Consider the following 17350-nt stretch of genomic DNA (forward strand, 5'->3'; position numbering starts at 1 on the left):
CGAGGTTCAATCCATGGTGCACACGTATGACGTGATAGTCGTCGGGTCGGGTTCGGCCGGCGCCGCCCTCGCGGCCCGGCTGAGCGAGGACCCGGGCCGTTCCGTGCTGCTGGTCGAGGCCGGTCCGGACTTCCCCGAACCGGCCGACGTGCCGCCCGACATCGCCAGCGGCAACGCGATGTCGATGCACCGGCACGACTGGCGCTTCCGGGCCGAGATCATGGACGGCCGGCGGATCATCTTCCCGCGCGGGAAGCTGGCCGGCGGGTCCTCCGCGGTCGGCGCGACCATCGCGCTGCGCGGCGTCCCGGAGAACTTCGACCGCTGGGTGGCCGCGGGCAACCCGGACTGGTCGTACGAGCAGGTGCTGCCGTTCTACCGGCGGCTGGAGCGGGACCTCGACTTCACCGACCGGTACCACGGCGACGACGGCCCGATCCCGATCCGCCGGTTCCGGCCGGAGGAGATGACGCCGATGCAGCTCGCCTTCACCGAGGCGAGCCTGGCCGCGGGCTTCCCCGAGGTCGCCGACCACAACCACCCCGAGGCCACCGGCATCGGCCCGATCCCGTCCAACCGCCGCGACGCGCGCCACCGGGTCTCCGCCGCGATGGGGTACCTGACCCCCGAGGTGCGCAGCCGCCCCAACCTGGACGTGCTGGGCGGGGTGCTGGTGCACGAGGTGCTGTTCGACGGCGACCGGGCCACCGGCGTGCTGGCCGCGGCCCCCGGCAGCACCCCCGAGGAGCTCCGGGCGCACACCGTGGTGCTCTCCGCCGGCGCGGTCAACTCCCCGACCCTGCTGATGCGTTCGGGCATCGGCCCGGCCGAGGACCTGACCCGGCTGGGCGTCCGGGTCCGGGTGGACAGCCCGGGCGTCGGCGCCCACCTGCAGGACCACCCGCGCACCGGCGTCTTCCTGCGGCCGAAGAACGGCCTGGTCGACTCCGACGTGCCGTTCCTGCAGTCCATGGTGCGGACCACCGCCAAGGGCTCGACGGACTTCAACGACATGCAGTACTACATGGTCAACCACTTCGACCTGGAGCTGTTCCCCGAGCTGCAGATGCTCGCCCAGGCCCCGATGATCTTCGGCGTGATGGTGGTGGACCAGCAGCCCGAGTCGGTGGGCCGGCTGCGGCTGGCCTCCACCGACCCGGCGGCCGGGCCCGACATCCGGCTCGACTTCCTCTCCACCCCGCGCGACCTGGAGAAACTGGTCGAGGGCGTGCGCACCTGCTGGGAGCTGGCCAACCACCCCGGGATCGCCTCGCAGGGCGACGGGTTCATCGTGCTGAGCGAGCGCCTGATCGAGAACGACGCGATGGTCGAACAGTACGTCAGGACCAGCCTGGACAGCGGCTACCACCCGGTCGGCACGGCCCGGATGGGCGCCTTCGCGGACGGCGCGGTGGTGGACCAGCGGCTGCGGGTGCACGGCACCGAGAACCTGTACGTGGCCGACGCCTCGATCATGCCGCAGATCGTCAACTGCAACACCAACCTGACCTCCACCATGATCGGCGAGCGGCTGGCCCACTGGCTGCGCACCGAGTGACCCGCCCCTCCCCCGGCCCGACGGCCGCCCCGGCGCCTCCCCGCGCCGGGGCGGCCGTCGTTCGTTCGCGTTCCCGTTCGCGTTCCCGTTCCCGCTCCCGCTCCCGTTCCGGAGCAGTGCGCGCCCGTCCTGGCCAGGGCAATCTGGGAGACGAGAGCGCGCCCGCACTCCTGCCACCATGGGGAAAACCCCGCCGCCGCTCCGCGGGCCGAAATGCCGTGAATTCCACCGGCGTTCGGGAATTCCGCGCCGCGGCCGGCACCGTCGAAAAGGGAGGGCCTTCCCCATGACCGATCCGCAGGTGCTGAGCACCGTCCGCGTCCCGCTGATCGAGGAGGACGCGGCCGAGGGCCGCACGAAGGAGCTGTACGACGCGATCAAGTCGCGGATGGGCATCCCGTTCGTCCCGGACATGTTCCGGCTGGTCTCCACCCGCCCCGACCTGCTGGAGGTGGTGATCACCGGCTACGGCGGGGTCTTCAACGACGGGGTGCTGCCGCGCGCGACCCGCGAGATGATCTCCGCCTGGAGTTCCAAGGTGAACGGCTGCCCGTACTGCGTGGGTACCCACAACTGGTTCCTGGCCCAGTTCGGCGGCCCGCAGGAGCTGACCGACGCGATCGAGCACGCCCACTCGGTCGAGGAGCTGCCGATCGACGAGCGCACCAAGGTGCTGATGCGCCTGGTCACCAAGGTCGGCACCGGCGCCTTCCGGATCACCGACGAGGACTGGGCGGCCACCGAGGCGGCCGGCTGGACCAACCCGGAGATGCTGGAGGCGGTGTTCACCGCCGCCCTGTTCGCCTTCATCAACCGCGTGGTGGACGGCCTGGGCCTGGGCAACTCGGTGACCCGCAGCCGGATCGCCTCCCAGGACGAGGACGCCTCGGTGTCCGCGGAGCGCCTGGCGGAGGGCAGGTGAGCGGGCCGTCCCGGGCGGTCCTGCTGACCGGCGCCTCGTCCAGCACCGGCATGTCCTCCGGCACCGGCCGGGCCGCCGCGCTGCGGCTGCACCGGGCCGGCTGGCCGGTCTACGCCACCGCCCGCAAGCCCGAGGCGCTCGACGACCTGGCCCGCGAGGGCATCCGGGTGCTCCAGCTCGACGTCAACGACGAGGAGTCGATGGCCGCCGCGGTGGCGAAGATCACCGCCGAGCACGGCGCCGTCGGCACCCTGATCAACAACGCCGCGTACAGCCTCAACGGCACCATCGGGGAGACCCCGATCGACGAGGTGCGCAGCCAGTTCGAGACCAACCTGTTCGGGCTGTGCCGGCTGACCCAGCTGGTGCTGCCCGGGATGCGGGCGCAGGGCGCGGGCCGGGTGGTGATGATGTCCTCGATCTTCGGGCAGTTCGCCACCCCCGGCCGCGGCTACTACCAGGCCACCAAGCACGCCCTGGAGGCCGTCAGCGACTCGCTGCGGCTGGAGGTGGCCCGGGACGGCATCAAGGTGGTGCTGATCGAGCCCTCCCCGGTGCTGGGCGGCTTCGTGCCGATGTCGGTCGCCGACCTCGGCATGACCGGGCAGGAGCGCACCGGCCTGTACGACGAGTTCTGGCGGTACTTCGTCGACTGGCACGGCGCCTACCGGGAGACCGAGCACCCCACCGGCCGGGGCCGGATGGCGGTGCGCGCCGAGACGGTCGCCAAGGTGATCGAGAAGGCCGTCAGCAGCGACAGCCCGCGGATCAGGTACCGGATCGGGGTGCCCTCGCGGCTGCTGCCGCGGATGCGCTGGACGATCGGCGACGCGCTGTTCGAGCGTTTCGTCCGGGCGTTCTTCCCCATCCCCTAGCAGGCCCGGGAGCTGTCCGCCATGCTTGCGGTGTACCCCAACAGGGGTGCACCGCAAGCCGGTTGAGGCCCGCGGACGCGGGTAGAGCGCAACGAGGAAGAAGGAGCGGTCCGCTCCGGATGTCACCATCGGGTGACGTACCGGAGGAGGACGACGAGCCGAGGGGAGGACTCGCGGATGCCCGCGGGCGACGAGGAACGGCCGCACCGGACCGGTACCGTGCACGGACCCGGGGCGGAGCGGTGAACGGCGGGCGGAGACTCGTCCGGGCCCCGCTGCGGGGGCTGTCGCTGCTCCAGGTCAGGCACGTCTCCACCGTGCCGTTCGGCGCCGCCGCCGGCGACACCGCCCGGGTCTACCGGGAGCTCGAACGGGACTTCGGGGTGCTCGCCCCGCCGGTCGCGCTGCACGCGCCCGTCCCGGAACTGCTGGCCGCGTCCTGGACGACGCTGCGCGAGACCATGCTGGTCGGGGGCCGGGCGGACCGGATCACCAAGGAGGCCGTGGCGGCGGCCGTCTCGGCGGGCAACACCTGCCCGTTCTGCACCACCGTGCACGGCGGCCTGCTCGACTCGCTGTCCCGGCGCCCGGTCGGCCGCCGCCGGTCGGGGCCCGCCGGCCCCGCGCCCGCCGCGCTGGCCGCCTGGGTGGCCGACGGGGGCGAGCCACCGTTCGGGCCGGAGCTGCTGCCGGAGCTGGCCGGGACGGCGCTGTGCCTGCACTACCTCAACCGGATGGTGAACGTCTTCCTGGGCCCGCAGCCGCTGCCGCCGGGCGCCCCGGCCCGGGCGCTGGGCCCGGTGCTGCGGGTGCTGGTCGGCCTGATGCGCGCCTCCGCCGGGACGGCCGCCCCGGGCACGTCCCTGTCGCTGCTGCCGCCCGCCGCGCTGCCGCCCGACCTCGGCTGGGCCGCCGCCGACCCGCGGATCGCCGCGGCGCTGGGCCGCAGCACGGCGGCCGTCGAGCAGGTCGCCGCCGACCTCGTCCCGGAGCCGGTCCGGGCGGTGGTGGGGGCCGCCGTCGACGGCTGGGACGGCGCCGACCCCGGCCTCGACCGGGCCCGGCTGACCGCCCCGCTGGCCGGTCTCGACCCCGGGCAGCGCCCGGTCGGGGAGCTGGCGCTGCTCACCGCGCTGGCCTCCTACCGGGTCGACGAACGGGTGCTGGCCGCGGCCCGGGCCGCGGGGGCGGGCGACCGCGAACTCCTGACGACCACCGCCTGGGCGAGCCTGCGGGCGGCCCGGCGACGGGTCGGGCACCTGCTGGACCTCGACTGAAGAGCGGCGGAAGCGCAGCCGAGAAGCAGCCGAGAAACGACTGACAAAAGACCGAGAAGCACCTGGAACGCGTCGGAGCGGCTCCGGAAGGACGCCGGTCCGCCACCCCGCGACATTTTCCCGGTTCTCTAAGAACGGTGCGGACGAACTCGGGTGCGGCCCCTCACGGCCCACCGACATTTCCCGGAGGATTCCCCCCTCGATTCATCGACGGATTTGGAGAGATGCCGTGCAGGTCGCCGTTGAACGCGCGATAGCGACGATGTGGGACAGATACGAGGAACCGCTCTCGCTCGACGAGATCGCGAACACGGCGATCCTCAGCAAGTTCTACTTCTCCCGGGTGTTCCGCAACCTCACCGGAACGTCGCCCGGCCGTTTCCTCTCCGCGGTCCGCCTGCAGCGGGCGAAGAGCCTCCTGCAGGAGACCGACCTGAGCGTCACCGAGATCTCCTACCGGGTCGGCTACAACAGCCTCGGCACCTTCACCAGCCGCTTCACCCGCAGCGTCGGCCTCTCCCCCGCCCGCTACCGGACGCTGGCCCGGGCCGGCCTGATGGACCGGGAGCGCGGTTCCGGCGCCGCCCCCGGCGAGGGCTCCCGCCGCAGCTGCGCGGTGCACGGCAGCCTCCGGCTGCCGGAGGAGCTGGAGCGGTCGGTGCGGATCTACGTCGGGGCGTTCCGCGAACCGCTGGTGCAGGGCCGCCCGGTGGCCTGCGAGATCCTCGACGGGGCCGGGCGGTTCACCCTGGACGTCCCCGAGGGCACCTGGTTCCTCCGGGCCGCCGTGGTGGCCGCCGACGACTTCCCGGCCCCGCCGTGGGAGCGGCGGCCGCTGCTGGTCGCCTCCGGCCCCGAGCTGACGGTCCGGCACGGGCACGAGCATCCGCCGATCCGGCTGGCCGCCCGCCCGCTGACCGCCCTGGACCTGCCGATCCTGCTGGCGCTGCCGGAACTGGACTCCGGTGTGGAGGCCCCCGCGCTGCGGCTGCCCGCGCTGACCGGGAGCTGACGGCCCGTCGGCCCGTGACGACGACAGGGGGTGGGGGCGCCGCACGCGCCCCCACCCCCTGTCGTCGTGCTCAGCGGCCGACCGGCTCCACCTCGGCCTCCGGCGGCGCGAACGGCCCCCAGGTGAAGGCCGGTCCCCACGTCCCGGCCGGGCTGCCGGACCAGTCCAGCAGCTCGATCTGGGCCCGGGTCCGACGGCCCGTCAGGGACCGGAACACGTCCGGCGCGGGGCCGCGCAGGACCCCCGCGGGCGTGCCCGTGCCGAGCGTCCAGGACCGCCCGGCGGTCTCGATCCGCAGCGCGGGCAGCCCGCCCTCCGCCAGGGCCCGGCCGAAGCCCATGGTGGCCAGGTCCAGCGCGCCGTCGAACGCGGGGTGCCCGGCGGGGTCCGCCGCGCCCGGTGTCGCCGGCCGCAGGTCGATCTCGTGCGAGAACACGTCGAGCAGCAGGATGCGCCGGCGCAGCTCCGGGCTGCGCTCCAGGGCGGCGGGCAGTTCGGCGTCCAACTCCGCCCAGCGGTCGAGCAGTTCGGTGAGCGGGGCGGCGGCGACCGGGGGCAGGTCGATCTGGCTGTCCTCCAGGGCGACGAAGGACGCGCAGATGTGCAGCAGGTGCCCGACCAGGTCCCGGGCGCTCCAGTCCGGGCAGGCGGGCACCCGGGCGGCGGCCGGGTCGGGCAGCGCCGTCACCAGGGCGGTGATCGTCTCCCGGGTGCGCCGGTAGACGGCGAGCTGCGCGGCCGGGTCGTGCGGGGCCGCCGGGTCGTGCGGGGCGGGTGCTGCGGTCGGCGTCGGGGCCGCTGTCACGGTGCTCTCCTCCGGGTCGGGGGTGCCGCCGGGCGGCGGCGCGCTGGTGGGCCGTGCACGGGTGGACCGTGCACCGGTGGGCCTGGCGGTCACGGGGTGGCCGCGGTCCCGGCCTGACGGTAGGTCAGCAGTCCGGCGCCGTACAGCCAGTGGACGGTTTCGGCCATCGTCCGCCCGACCGGCCGGGGTTCGGGACCGCCCGGGTCGGCGGCGACCGGCCGGGCGTGCACGCAGGTGTAGGCGGCGCCGTACTCGGCGGGGACGTGCCAGGGCCAGTGGCGCTGCAGCAGGTCGGCGAGCCGGGCGGCGGGGAGCATCGCCCGGCCGGGCAGCCGGGCGGCGGGCAGGGCGCGGCCGGTGGCGGCGCGCAGCTCGGCCAGGTAGTCGGCGGTGCCGAGGAAGCGGCTCGGGGTGAAGGCCCGGGCGGGGGCGTCGGCGGCGGTGGCGAGGCGGGCCAGGACGGCGGCGGCGTCGCGGACGTCGCCGAGCGGGAAGCCGCCGGTGGGCCAGAGCGGCATCAGGCCGCGCAGGGTGTCGCGCAGCCGGCCGTTCTGGTCGCCGAGCCGGCGGTCGTCCGGGCCGAGCGGCGGGCCGATCAGCGCGGGCGGGTAGGCGATCCGGACGGGGGCGCCCTCCCGCTGGAGCTGCCGGGCGAGCAGTTCTCCGGCGGCCTTGCTGGCCAGGTACGGTTCGGCGGGCCGGCCGACGGGGCTGTCGGTGCGCAGTTCGGGGTCGGTGGCGGGGATCAGCGCGCCGACGGTGGAGACGTGCACGACGGCCCCGGCGCCGGAGCGGACGGCGGCCCGCAGCACGGTCTCGGTGCCCTGCACGTTGGTGCGGGCGATGTCGGTGCGGCGGCGCCGGTCGAAGGAGTAGACCGAGCCGAGGTGGACGACGGCGTCGGCGCCCGCGCACAGCCGGGCGGCCGCGGCGGGGTCGGTGACGTCGCCGGGGACGGTCCGCACCGTGTCGGGGTCGAGGCCGAGCGGGCCGAGCGCGGGCGCGAGCCGGTCGGGGTCGCGGACCAGCAGCCGGACCCGGGCCCCGGCGGCGGCGAGCGCGGCGACGGTGTGCGCGCCGAGGAAGCCGGTGCCGCCGGTCACGGCGACCAGGGGGCGGGGGTTCACTGCCGTCCTCCCCGGGCGGCGTCGATCTGGACGTCCTTGGCGAAGGAGGCCATCAGCACCGGGACGGCCTCGGCCTGGAAGTCGACCTCGGAGTCGAACTCCTTGATCATGCCTTCCAGGACGAGCAGCGACAGCAGCGGGAAGGCGAACTCGGCGGCGGCGAACACCCCGAAGTCGCGCTGGAGCTGGAACAGCCTGGGGGCGAAGGCGGCGAGTTCGAAGTCCTTGGAGAGCGCGCCGAAGGCTTCGTCGACCAGGGCGGTGACGGCGGTCCGGAAGCCCTCCCGGTCGAGGTCGGCGGGCAGCCGGGCGGCGCTGTCGAGGACGATGTCGGCGCACTTGGGCCCGTTGCCCTGGGCCATGTTGAGGAAGAAGCCGGCGAAGGAGCGGCGGACGGCGTCGGGCAGCTCGACCACGAACCCGGCGTCCAGCACGACGACCTGTCCGTCGGCGTCCAGGCAGAGGTTGCCGGGGTGCAGGTCGCAGTGGACCAGGCCGTCGACGAAGAGCATCCGGTAGACGGCCCGCAGCACGTCGCGGACCACCTCGCGGCGGCGTTCCGCGGTCATGCCGAGCGGCCGGAACCGGGCCAGGCCGGGGACGAACTCCATGGTGAGCACCTTGGGTCCGGACAGGCCGTCGACGGGGGCGGGGACGCGCAGCTCGGTGTGGCCGGCCAGGTTGGCGCGCAGCAGGAGCAGCGCCTGGCGTTCGGCGGTGAAGTCGAGTTGGCGCAGGACGGCGCCGCCGAGCTGGCCGATCATCTCCTCGGCGGGCAGGTCGCGCATGCCCGGCACGATCCGCCCGGCCCGGGCGCCGGCCAGGGCGAGCCGCAGGTCGGCCTCCAGGACGGGGCGGATGCCGTGCCGCTGGACCTTGACGGCGACCTCGCTGCCGTCGGCGAGCCGGGCCCGGTGGACGCTGGCGATGCTGCCGCAGGCGACCGGCTCCCAGTCGAACTCGGCGTAGGCGTGGGTGAGTCCGGCCTCCTCCAGGGTGCGGGCGACCGCGGCCCGGGTCGGCGGGCGGACGTCGTCGGCGAGGGCGCCGAGCGCGTCGCACCAGTGCGCGGGCAGCAGGTCGCGGCGGGTGCTGACGAGTTGTCCGGCCTTGACGAAGAACGGGCCGAGCGCGGTGAGCAGTCGCGGGACGCGCTCGGCCAGCCGGGCCCGGCCGCCGCGGGTGACCAGCCGCGGCAGGGCCGCGATCAGGTGTCCGGCGAGGATCGACGCGGTGGCGCAGGCCCGCACGGCCAGCGTCCACCGACTCGTCCGTCGTTCTGTCACAGCGCCTCCAGGTCCCTCGCGGTGAGCGGGCCGCAGCCCCTGGAGCGAGGTAACCAGCCGCGGCGCGGGCGTTCTATACGCGAGATTGCCCTGTGCGCGCTCCGCCCGGTCCGGGCGGGCCCATGTAGGTCTGGGCGATGTCCAGCCACCGGTCGGCGGCGGCGCCGGTGGCGGTGAGGGCGAGGTCGGCGCGGTGGCGGCGGCGGGTGACGAGCAGGCAGAAGTCGACGGCGGGGCCGGTGACGCGCTGTTCGGCGTCGGCTGGACCGAAGTCCCAGCGGACGCCGGAGGGGGCGGTCAGCTCGTACCGGAACGGCTCGGCGGGGGGTTCCAGGCCGCGGAGGTGGTGGGCGAGGTCCCTGGTGCGGGTGCCGAGGAAGGCGACGTGGCCGATCCGGTCGGTGTGCTCGTGCGGCAGGCCGAGGGCGTCGCGGACGTCGTGGCCGTGCGCGAACAGCTCCATCAGCCCGGCGGCGGCGAGCACGCTGGCGGGGAGCGGGCCGGCCAGCCAGGGCACCGGTTCGGGCCGGGGCACGGCCGCCAGCGCCTGCTCGGCGGCGGCCCGGTTCCGGGCCCAACGGTCCGTCAACTCACCTTCGGGCAGGGCGAGTTCTTCGTCCAGCAGGGCCGTCATCCCGGCCTCGAAGTCCGATCGGACGGGGGCGGTGGCGCGCTCGAAGGCGGCCGGGTCGCGCACCGCGAGGGCCACCAGCCGGGCGACCATCGACAGGTGCGCCACCTGGTGCCGGACCGTCCAGCCCGGGGACGGCGTCGGCGCGGACCACCGCCCGGGCGGCAGGCCGGCCACCAGCGCGGCGAGTTCCGCGCCTTCCGTCGCCAGGTCGACACAGACGTCCTGCATTGCGGTCATGCGGGCATTCCTTTCCCTCTCCCGGAACCTTCAATCCGGTCCGGCGCCATTTTTCGGTCCGGGATCGCGGGCCCGCTTCTCCGTCCGTGCCCGCCGTATCCGGCACTGGACATTCGGGGAGGTATGGGTCGGGCCGGCGGGCGGCTGACTTTCGACGCTCGGCGCACACCGCAATCCAGAAGGTGCGAGAGTCACGCGCTGGCAAAACGATGTGTCTGCGTCAAAGTCGGTCGCGGAACCGGCCGTGCCACCCGCCCTCCGGCGGGCCTCCGGCCTGCCGTCGCACGGAGCATGCAAGCGAGAACACCGAACAGCACCACACCCGGAAACACCGACGAGAAAAGGTGGGGAATCACCGGATGTCAGTTTCGGCGGCGATAGAGCGCAGCATCGACACCATGTGGCAGCACCATGCGAATCCGCTTTCCCTGGAACAACTGGCCGAAATAGCCTCCTACAGCAAATTCCACTATTCCCGGATGTTCAACGAACTGACCGGCACCTCGCCGGGGCGGTTCCTCGCGGCGATCCGTTTGTTCATGGCCAAACGACACCTTCTGGAGACCGAGGCGAGCGTCACCGACATCACCTACCGGGTGGGCTACAACAGCCTCGGCACCTTCACCAGCCGCTTCACCCGGAGCGTGGGCGTCTCCCCGACCCGCTACCGCGCGCTGGCCCACGGCCGCGAGCTGCCGCCGCTCGTCCCGGCGGCCGACCGGTCCGGCCACGACCTGTCCGCGGTCTGCGGGCAGCTCTACTTCCCGTCCGAGGTCGGGCCGGTGCGGGTCTACGTGGGCGCGTTCAACACCCCGATCGTGGAGGGCCATCCGCAGGCCTTCGACGTGCTGGACGAGGCCCGGCCGTTCCGGCTGACCGTGCCGGACGGGCTGTGGTTCATCCGGGCCGCCGCGGTGGACCTGGACGACTCCACCTCCAGATCTCCGATCCGCCCGCCCAGACTCGTGGGCTCGGGCTGGGCGGTCCGGGCCCGCGGCGGCCGCGTCTACAGCACCGACGTCCAACTCCGCGAGGTGACGCCGCTCGACCTGCCGATCCTGCTGGCCCTCCCGGAACTCGACGGTGCCCGACGCACGACAAAGACTGCGTTCCACTAGAAATCTCCCCGGAGCGGGTCGAATACCTCCACACCGCACCTCCGCCGGCCGGTCCACCCGCCGGACCCGAGCGGAATACCCGCCCCCCATTTCCACCTCCCTCCGGAATGCCGCGGACACCCTCCGTTCGACCGGCCCGGCCGGGGGTCGAACGGATTTCCCCCGACCGGTTCGGAGAACCCGTCGATCGTGGACGGTGCGCCCCCGACTCCGCCCCGTCCCCGCCCCGTCCCCGCCCCGACCATGCCCTGCCCCTGCCCCCGCCCCGCCCGCGTCCGGACCTGCCGCCGACCGCACACCCCGCCGGTCGGCGGCCGGTCGGCGGCAGGTCCGCCGGTCCGCCGCCCCGGGCTACCGGTCGAGCCGGTCGAGCGCGGCGAGGACGTCGGCCGGCTCGGCGCGCACGGTGTGGTCGGTGTCGACGAAGGCCCAGCGGACCGTCCCCGCCCGGTCGACCACGTAGGTCGCCGGGAGCGGCAGCGTCCGCGGCCGGCCGCCGTTGGAACGCGCCAGGTCGATGCCGGAGGCGGCGTAGACGGCGGCGAGGTCCTCCGGCAGGTCGAAGGCCAGGCCGTACTGCTCGGCGACCGCGCAGCCCGGGTCGCTCAGCACCGGGAAGGACAGCTCGTTCTTCTCGGCCAGCGTCAGCGACCCGTCCGGCAGCTGCGGCGAGACGGCGACCAGCCGGGCGCCCCGGTCGAGGATCGCGGCGTGGTGCTGCTGCAGGGAGCGCAGCGCGATGTTGCAGTACGGGCACCAGGCGCCCCGGTAGAAGGTCAGCACCACCGGGCCGTCCGCGAGCAGCGCGGCCAGCTCCACGCTGCCGCCGGCGGCCGAGGGCAGCGTGAAGCCGGGCGCCCGGTCGCCGACGGCCAGCGCCCGGCCGACCTGCCCGGACTCGGCCAGCTCCCGGGCCGCGCGCTCCATCACCGCCCGGGCCTGCTCGGGGATCTGCGGCCGGCGCAGGTCGTAGAAGGCGCGCAGCTCGGCGTTGACGCTCATGTGGGTCCTCCCGCGGATCGTCCTGGAACGGTCGTTCCAAGATTGTGGCAGCACCCCTCCCCCGGTCAAGGAGGCGCCGGATATCGTGGAACTGCCGTTTCAGGACAGGGAGGTGGCACATGGCCGATACCAAGCACTTCGATCCGGACACCGTGCTGGACACCGTGGTGCTGCTGTTCTGGCGGCGCGGCACCGCCGACACCGGCATCCGGGACGTCCTGGCCGCCACCGGGCTCAGCCGCTCCAGCCTCTACGCGACCTTCGGCGGCAAGCGGGAACTCCAGCTCGCCGCCCTCGAACGCTACGCCGAGGACCGCTCCCGCCCGCCGCTCGACCGCCTGGCCGCGGACGGCCGCGGCCTGCCCGCCGTCGAGGAGTTCTTCGCCCGGCTGATCGACACCCGCTGCACCGGCGCGTTCGCGGGCTGGGGCTGCCTGGTCTCCAACACCCACGCGGACGCCGCCCCCGCCGACCCCGCCGTCCGGACCCTCCTCGACCGCCAGCACGAACGCCTGCGCACCGCCCTGCGCACCGCCCTGCGGCACCACCCGCTCGCCCCGGGCACCGACCCGGACACCGCCGCCGAGATCCTCGCCCTGCTGGCCCACGGCATCAACCTCCGCTCCCGCGCCGGAGCGGACCCCGCCCACCTCCGGGCCGTCACCACCGCCGCGATCACCGCCCTGGCCCCCCGCCCCACCTGACCCCGGGCACCCCGGCCGCCCGTCCCCGCCCCACCCCTGCCACCCTCCCCGCCCCCCACCTCGTGGAACGCGGGTGGGACCGGCCTGCCGGGAGGTCGGGGCGGCGAACTACTATGCCGTCAACAGTCCGTCCTGAGCTGGGGAGACCATGCCCGTCGCGTTCGGAGTCCTCGGTCCGCTGACCGTCCACGACGGCACGGAGCCGCGCCCGATCACCAGCCCCACCCACCGGCTGCTCCTCACCCGCCTGCTGCTCGACCCGAACCGCCCGGTGGGCGTGGACGCGCTGATCGCCGCCCTCTGGGGCGAGCGGCCGCCGCGGACCGCGCTCGCCTCGCTGCACAACCACGTCGCCCGGCTGCGCCGCGCCCTCGGCCCCCGGCTGGAGGACCGGCTGGCCTCGGCCGGTGCCGGGTACCTGCTGCGGGTGGAGGCCGGGGAGTCGGACCTGGACGCCTTCACCGGGCACCTGGCCCGGGCCAGGACGGCGCGGGGCGAGCAGGACTGGCCCACCGTCGGCGGGACGACGAGCGCCGCCCTGGCGCTGTGGCGCGGCGGCCCGCCCGCCGACTCGACGGCGGTCGACCCGGCCGAGGCGACCCGGCTGGCCGAACTGCGGCTGCAGGCCCTGGAGTGGCGCTTCGACGCCGAACTCGCGCTCGGGCGGCACTCCGGCCTGGCCGCCGAACTGACCCTGCTGGTGGCCGAGTTCCCGCTCCGGGAGTCCTTCCATCGGCAGCTGATGCTGGCGCTGTGGCACGGCGGCCGGCGGGCCGACGCGCTCGCCGTCTACCGGGCGCTGCGCACCGCCCTGGTCGAGGAGTTCGGGCTGGAGCCGGACACCGCCGTCCAGCAGGTCCACCAGCGCATCCTGGCCGACGAGCCGCGCCACGCCGAACCCGCGCCCCCCGCGCCCGCCCCGGCCCCCGCCCCCGCCCCCGTCGTCGCACCCGAACCGCCCCCGGCCTGGCCGTTGCCCCGGACGCCCGACCAACTGCCCGCCGCCCCGGGCGACTTCACGGGGCGCCAGAGCGAACTGGACGCGCTGGCGCTGTACCTGCGCCCCGGCGAGCCGGGCGGCCCGGCCCGGGTGGTGCTGGTCACCGGGATGGGCGGGGTCGGCAAGACCTCGCTGGTGGTGCACGGCGCGCGCGCCGTCCGGGAGGACTTCCCGGACGGCCTGCTCTACGCCGACCTGCGGGGCTTCGGCCTGTCCGAGGCCCGGGTGCCGCACGAGCTGCTGGGCCGGTTCCTGACCGACCTGGGCGTGCCGGGGCAGGCCGTGCCCGCCGACATCGACGACCGGTCCGCGCTGTACCGGTCGCTGCTCGCCGAGCGGCGGGTGCTGGTGGTGCTGGACAACGCCCGGGACGGCCGCCAGCTCACCCCGCTGCTGCCGGGCAGCGGCCGCTCCGCCGTGGTGGCGACCAGCCGGCACCGGCTCGCGGGGGTGACCTGCTCGACCCGCATCCCGCTGGAGCCGCTGAACGCCCGGGAGCAGCGCGAGCTGCTGGCCGCGATCTGCGGCCCGGAGCGGGTCGAGGCGGAGCCGACGGCGGCCGCGCAGGTGATGGCGGCCTGCGGCGGCCTGCCGCTGGCGCTGCGGATCGCGGGCAGCCGGCTGGCGCACCGCCCGGCCTGGCGGCTCTCCGAGCTGGCCCGGCGGCTCGGCCGGACGGAGCGGCTGGAGGCGCTGGCGGTGGACCACCTGGCGGTCCGGGAGGCGTTCTCGTTCAGCTACGCCTCGCTGCTGACCGGCGGCCGCCCGCTGGAGCGGACGGCGGCCCGGGCGTTCCGGCTGCTCGGCCTGTGGCCGTCCCACCCGCACTCGGCGGAGTCGGTGGCGGCGCTGCTCGGCACGGGGGCGGGCGAGGCGCTGGACGTGCTGGACGTGCTGGTCGACGCGCACCTGCTGGACGTCCCGTCGCCCGGCCGGTACCGCTTCCACGACCTGCTGGGCGAGTTCGCGGCCGAGCGGGTCCGGGAGGAGGAGTCGGAGCAGGAGCGGGAGGAGTCGCTGCTGCGGCTGCTGGCCTGGTACGCGGCGGCCGTGTCGACGGCCAACGCGGCGATCGCCCCGCTGTCGCTGCCGATCCCGCCGGTGGAGGGGACGGGGCCGCGCTGGGACCGGTTCGTCCTGCCCGAGCACGCCGACGAGGACGCGGCGCTGGAGTGGTGCGGCGAGGAGCTGGCGGCGATCCGCGAGGCGGTCCGCCGGGCCGGCGCGCTGGGGCGGCCCGACCTGGCCTGGCGGACGGCGGCGGCGCTGTTCGGCTACGGCCTGACGTACTGGTGGAACGGCGAGTGGATGCGCTGCCTGCGCGAGGCGCTGGCCATCGCCGAGGACGCGGACGACCGGCGCGGCCAGGGCTGGCTGCACGGCCGGCTGGGGGTGGCGTACGGGTTGGCGGAGGAGAACCACGAGGCCATCGCGCACATGCACCGCTCGTACGAGTACCTGAACGCCGTGGAGGACCTGCCCGCGCTGCGGATCGCGATGTCCAACCTGGGCAGCGCCTACAACCAGGCGGGTGCCCTGGAGGAGGCGGCCGAGTGGGGCAACCGGGCGCTGGAGCTGGAGCGGCAGCTCGCCCAGGAGCTGAACGCCTCCAATCTGGCACCGCTCGGTGACCTCCGCTACTACCAGGGGGACTTCGAGGGGGCGGAGGCCGCCTACCGCGAGGCGGCCGTCCAGTGGCGCGAGCTGGGTTCCCGGTCGCAGCTCTCCCTCGCGCTCTCCAACCTGGGCGACACCCTGCGGGTGCTGGGCCGGACCGACGAGGCCCTGGAGGTGCTGCGGGAGTCCCTGGCGATCCGGCGCAGCCTGGGCAGCGCCGGCAACCTGGTCGACACCCTGCACAACCTGGCCCGGGTCCACTACGACCGGGGCGAGTACGAGCCGGCCCGCCTGCACTGGTCGGAGTCGATCGAACTGGCCCGCCGGCACGGCCTGGACCACTTCGCCCGCCGGAGCGAGCAGGGCCTGGCCCAGCTCGCCCCGTAGCGGGGGTTCACGGGGCGGTGCCGTCCGGCTCCGGGGCCGGGGCCACCAGGTCGACGAGCCCGGCCCGGCCGCCGCGGCGCAGGGCGCGGCGCTGCCGGACGGCGCCGTTGCCGTCGGTGCGCAGCCGGGCGAGGGCGGGTTCGACCCAGGGGGTGTCGCCGGCCCCGCGGAGCGCGGGGGCGAGGACGTCCAGGATGTGGTCGAGGACCTCGGCCGCGGGGCCGATCCCGGCGGTCAGCGGGTCGTACAGCTGTTCGGCAGCGCCGTGGCGGGCGGCGTACCAGACCGCGGCGGACAGCTGTTCGGGGTGCTGGGCGGCCCCGGTGGCGCGGTCGGGGTCGGCGAGGAGGGTGGCGACGACCGCCCGGACCAGGCCGGCCAGCATCACCGCCTCCTCGGCGCGGAGCTGGACGTCCATCGCCCGGACCTCCACGGTGGGGTAGCGCTCGGAGAGCCTGGCCTGCCAGTAGAGCTGGCCCAGGTCGCCGATCAGCCCGCCGTCGACGAGGGCCCGGATGCGGCGGTCGTAGTCGGCGGCGCCGTCGAACTCGGGCGGGACGCCGCCGACCGGCCAGCGGCCGAAGACGACCGTGCGCCAGCTCGCGAAGCCGGTGTCGACGCCGTGCCACAGCGGCGAGTCGGCGGACAGCGCGACCAGCAGCGGCAGCCAGGGGCGCAGGCCGTTGAGGACGGCGACGCCGGCGGCGCGGTCGGGCACGCCGACGTGCACGTGCATGCCGTTGATCAGCTGCTCGTCCGTCAGCTGCGGGGCGCGGGCGCGGATCGCCCGGTACCGGGGTTCGTCGCTGACGGGGACCGGAAGGCGGTCGGTGAACGGCGCGGCGCCGACGGGCGCGAGTCGGCAGCCGTGCTCGGCGGCGGCCGCGGCGAGGGCGTGCCGCAGCCGTTCCAGGTGGGCGGCGGCCTCCTCCAGGGTCCGGCAGACCGGGGTGGCGATCTCCAGCTGGGCCTGGAGGAGTTCGTGCTGCACCTCGGCCCGGTCGATCGCCGGGTGCTGCTGCGCCGTCCGCCGCACCTGCGCGGCCCGGGCCACCGGAACTCCGGTGGCGGCGTCCAGCAGCAGGTACTCCTCTTCCACTCCCACGGTCACCATGGGCGGCGACTACCCCGGAAGGTCCGCCCCAAGCACGGCCGGGAACGGGGACGGGCGGACGCGGTCAGTCGCGGTGCGCGGCGTAGGCGTCCTTGGCGCGGTCGAGCAGGGACGCGAACGGGCCGACCGCCCACTGGAGGGCCGGTTTGCCGGCCGTGCCGGGGTGCGGGTGGGTGGGGGCGAGGCGCTCCGCGGCGAGCAGGCGGCGGCCCATGGCGCGGCGGCGGTCGGTGTCGTAGGCGGCGCGCAGGGCGGGGAACTCCTCGGTCTCCTCGTGCCGGGCGTGCTCCTCGACGGCCTGCTGGAAGGCGACCAGCCGGGCGTCGAACTCGGGGCTGTCGACGTCCAGCCGCTCCAGCTCCAGCAGGGCCCGGTTCGCCTCGGCCTCCTCGGCGTTGCGGGCGGCCGCCTCGGGCTCCCCGGCGGCCTTCTTCGCGGCGGGCCGCACCACCAGCTCCTCACCGGTCTCGTGCACGGCGAGCAGCATCCGCAGGCGGTCGAAGGCCTCCTTCCGCTCCGCGCCGTGCGCGGTGCGCACCTGCCCGAACAGCCACCGGATCCGCTCGTGCTGCACCAGCAGGACGTCGACGACGTCCTCCCGCGGCGCGCTGCCCGTCCCGGTGGCCCTGCCGGTGGTCGTGTCGCTCATGGTCCGGCTCCTCTCACTGGCGGTCG

Annotated in this window: 15 protein-coding genes; 8 read left to right on the forward strand and 7 right to left on the reverse strand. The window is 75.1% G+C overall.

The genetic code is table 11. The features are described 5' to 3' along the window. Positions 1-13 precede the first annotated feature (13 nt). The 5 genes from ACIQBJ_RS01180 (at position 14) to ACIQBJ_RS01200 (ending at position 5644) form a co-directional block, all read left to right on the forward strand. Positions 14-1558, forward strand: coding sequence for a GMC family oxidoreductase (locus ACIQBJ_RS01180; protein WP_400701401.1), 1545 nt, complete (start codon positions 14-16; stop codon positions 1556-1558). A gap of 286 nt (positions 1559-1844) precedes the next feature. Then, positions 1845-2480: a carboxymuconolactone decarboxylase family protein gene (locus ACIQBJ_RS01185; protein ID WP_400701404.1), complete on the forward strand. Its 636-nt coding sequence runs from the start codon at positions 1845-1847 to the stop codon at positions 2478-2480. Continuing rightward, positions 2477-3355 (forward strand): SDR family NAD(P)-dependent oxidoreductase, encoded by an 879-nt coding sequence (locus ACIQBJ_RS01190; protein WP_400701407.1) that lies wholly within the window; start codon positions 2477-2479, stop codon positions 3353-3355. The genes ACIQBJ_RS01185 and ACIQBJ_RS01190 overlap by 4 nt, the downstream gene beginning before the upstream one ends. 242 nt (positions 3356-3597) lie before the next feature. Continuing rightward, the gene (locus ACIQBJ_RS01195) at positions 3598-4632 is read left to right on the forward strand and encodes a carboxymuconolactone decarboxylase (protein ID WP_400701410.1); all 1035 of its coding nucleotides are present in this window, start codon (positions 3598-3600) and stop codon (positions 4630-4632) included. 262 nt (positions 4633-4894) lie between these two features. Beyond that, a complete protein-coding gene (locus ACIQBJ_RS01200) occupies positions 4895-5644 on the forward strand; it encodes a helix-turn-helix transcriptional regulator (RefSeq protein WP_400701413.1) in 750 nt (249 codons plus the stop codon). Positions 5645-5714: 70 nt separating this feature from the next. Here the strand turns inward: ACIQBJ_RS01200 and ACIQBJ_RS01205 are convergent, their stop codons facing one another. From ACIQBJ_RS01205 to ACIQBJ_RS01220, 4 genes are all read right to left on the reverse strand, one after another. Further along, positions 5715-6449, reverse strand: coding sequence for a maleylpyruvate isomerase family mycothiol-dependent enzyme (locus tag ACIQBJ_RS01205; protein ID WP_400701416.1), 735 nt, complete (start codon positions 6447-6449; stop codon positions 5715-5717). 89 nt (positions 6450-6538) lie between these two features. Continuing rightward, positions 6539-7576, reverse strand: a complete 1038-nt coding sequence (locus tag ACIQBJ_RS01210; RefSeq protein WP_400701419.1) for an SDR family NAD(P)-dependent oxidoreductase — start codon at positions 7574-7576, stop codon at positions 6539-6541. Further along, on the reverse strand, positions 7573-8862 hold the full coding sequence (locus tag ACIQBJ_RS01215) for an ABC1 kinase family protein (protein ID WP_400701422.1): 1290 nt from the start codon (positions 8860-8862) through the stop codon (positions 7573-7575). Before ACIQBJ_RS01215 ends, ACIQBJ_RS01210 begins: the two co-directional genes overlap by 4 nt. 73 nt (positions 8863-8935) lie before the next feature. Beyond that, positions 8936-9733 (reverse strand): TIGR03084 family metal-binding protein, encoded by a 798-nt coding sequence (locus tag ACIQBJ_RS01220; protein ID WP_400701425.1) that lies wholly within the window; start codon positions 9731-9733, stop codon positions 8936-8938. Between the two features lie 398 nt (positions 9734-10131). Here ACIQBJ_RS01220 and ACIQBJ_RS01225 point away from each other — a divergent pair, with 398 nt between their 5' ends. Then, the gene (locus ACIQBJ_RS01225; protein ID WP_400701428.1) at positions 10132-10851 is read left to right on the forward strand and encodes a helix-turn-helix transcriptional regulator; all 720 of its coding nucleotides are present in this window, start codon (positions 10132-10134) and stop codon (positions 10849-10851) included. A 351-nt stretch (positions 10852-11202) separates the two neighbouring features. On the opposite strand, the gene ACIQBJ_RS01230 is transcribed toward ACIQBJ_RS01225, so the two are convergent. After that, on the reverse strand, positions 11203-11853 hold the full coding sequence (locus tag ACIQBJ_RS01230) for a peroxiredoxin-like family protein (protein ID WP_400701431.1): 651 nt from the start codon (positions 11851-11853) through the stop codon (positions 11203-11205). Between the two features lie 119 nt (positions 11854-11972). On the opposite strand from ACIQBJ_RS01230, the gene ACIQBJ_RS01235 reads away from it, so the two are divergent. Together ACIQBJ_RS01235 and ACIQBJ_RS01240 are read left to right on the forward strand one after the other, a co-directional pair. Next, positions 11973-12557 (forward strand): TetR/AcrR family transcriptional regulator, encoded by a 585-nt coding sequence (locus tag ACIQBJ_RS01235; RefSeq protein WP_400701434.1) that lies wholly within the window; start codon positions 11973-11975, stop codon positions 12555-12557. Between the two features lie 148 nt (positions 12558-12705). Next, positions 12706-15561: an AfsR/SARP family transcriptional regulator gene (locus ACIQBJ_RS01240; RefSeq protein ID WP_400701437.1), complete on the forward strand. Its 2856-nt coding sequence runs from the start codon at positions 12706-12708 to the stop codon at positions 15559-15561. 7 nt (positions 15562-15568) lie between these two features. Here the strand turns inward: ACIQBJ_RS01240 and ACIQBJ_RS01245 are convergent, their stop codons facing one another. Both ACIQBJ_RS01245 and ACIQBJ_RS01250 read right to left on the reverse strand, forming a co-directional pair. Continuing rightward, positions 15569-16675 carry a glutamate--cysteine ligase gene (locus ACIQBJ_RS01245; protein ID WP_400701440.1) on the reverse strand — a complete coding sequence of 369 codons (1107 nt, stop codon included), beginning with the start codon at positions 16673-16675 and terminating at the stop codon, positions 15569-15571. A 64-nt stretch (positions 16676-16739) separates the two neighbouring features. After that, entirely contained in the window at positions 16740-17324 is a 585-nt protein-coding gene (locus ACIQBJ_RS01250; RefSeq protein WP_400701443.1) for a hemerythrin domain-containing protein, read from the reverse strand. Between the last annotated feature and the right edge of the window lie 26 nt (positions 17325-17350).

It is taken from the genome of Kitasatospora sp. NPDC088391 (assembly GCF_044753345.1).
Lineage (GTDB): Bacteria > Actinomycetota > Actinomycetes > Streptomycetales > Streptomycetaceae > Kitasatospora.

Excerpts from the sequence above, each read along its gene's own strand:
- ACIQBJ_RS01180 (WP_400701401.1), top strand. The coding sequence starts at position 14 with ATGGTGCACACGTATGACGTGATAGTCGTCGGGTCGGGTTCGGCCGGC.
- ACIQBJ_RS01185 (WP_400701404.1), top strand. The coding sequence starts at position 1,845 with ATGACCGATCCGCAGGTGCTGAGCACCGTCCGCGTCCCGCTGATCGAG.
- ACIQBJ_RS01200 (WP_400701413.1), top strand. The coding sequence starts at position 4,895 with ATGTGGGACAGATACGAGGAACCGCTCTCGCTCGACGAGATCGCGAAC.
- ACIQBJ_RS01220 (WP_400701425.1), bottom strand. The coding sequence starts at position 9,733 with ATGACCGCAATGCAGGACGTCTGTGTCGACCTGGCGACGGAAGGCGCG.
- ACIQBJ_RS01225 (WP_400701428.1), top strand. The coding sequence starts at position 10,132 with ATGTGGCAGCACCATGCGAATCCGCTTTCCCTGGAACAACTGGCCGAA.
- ACIQBJ_RS01230 (WP_400701431.1), bottom strand. The coding sequence starts at position 11,853 with ATGAGCGTCAACGCCGAGCTGCGCGCCTTCTACGACCTGCGCCGGCCG.
- ACIQBJ_RS01235 (WP_400701434.1), top strand. The coding sequence starts at position 11,973 with ATGGCCGATACCAAGCACTTCGATCCGGACACCGTGCTGGACACCGTG.
- ACIQBJ_RS01240 (WP_400701437.1), top strand. The coding sequence starts at position 12,706 with ATGCCCGTCGCGTTCGGAGTCCTCGGTCCGCTGACCGTCCACGACGGC.
- ACIQBJ_RS01245 (WP_400701440.1), bottom strand. The coding sequence starts at position 16,675 with ATGGTGACCGTGGGAGTGGAAGAGGAGTACCTGCTGCTGGACGCCGCC.
- ACIQBJ_RS01250 (WP_400701443.1), bottom strand. The coding sequence starts at position 17,324 with ATGAGCGACACGACCACCGGCAGGGCCACCGGGACGGGCAGCGCGCCG.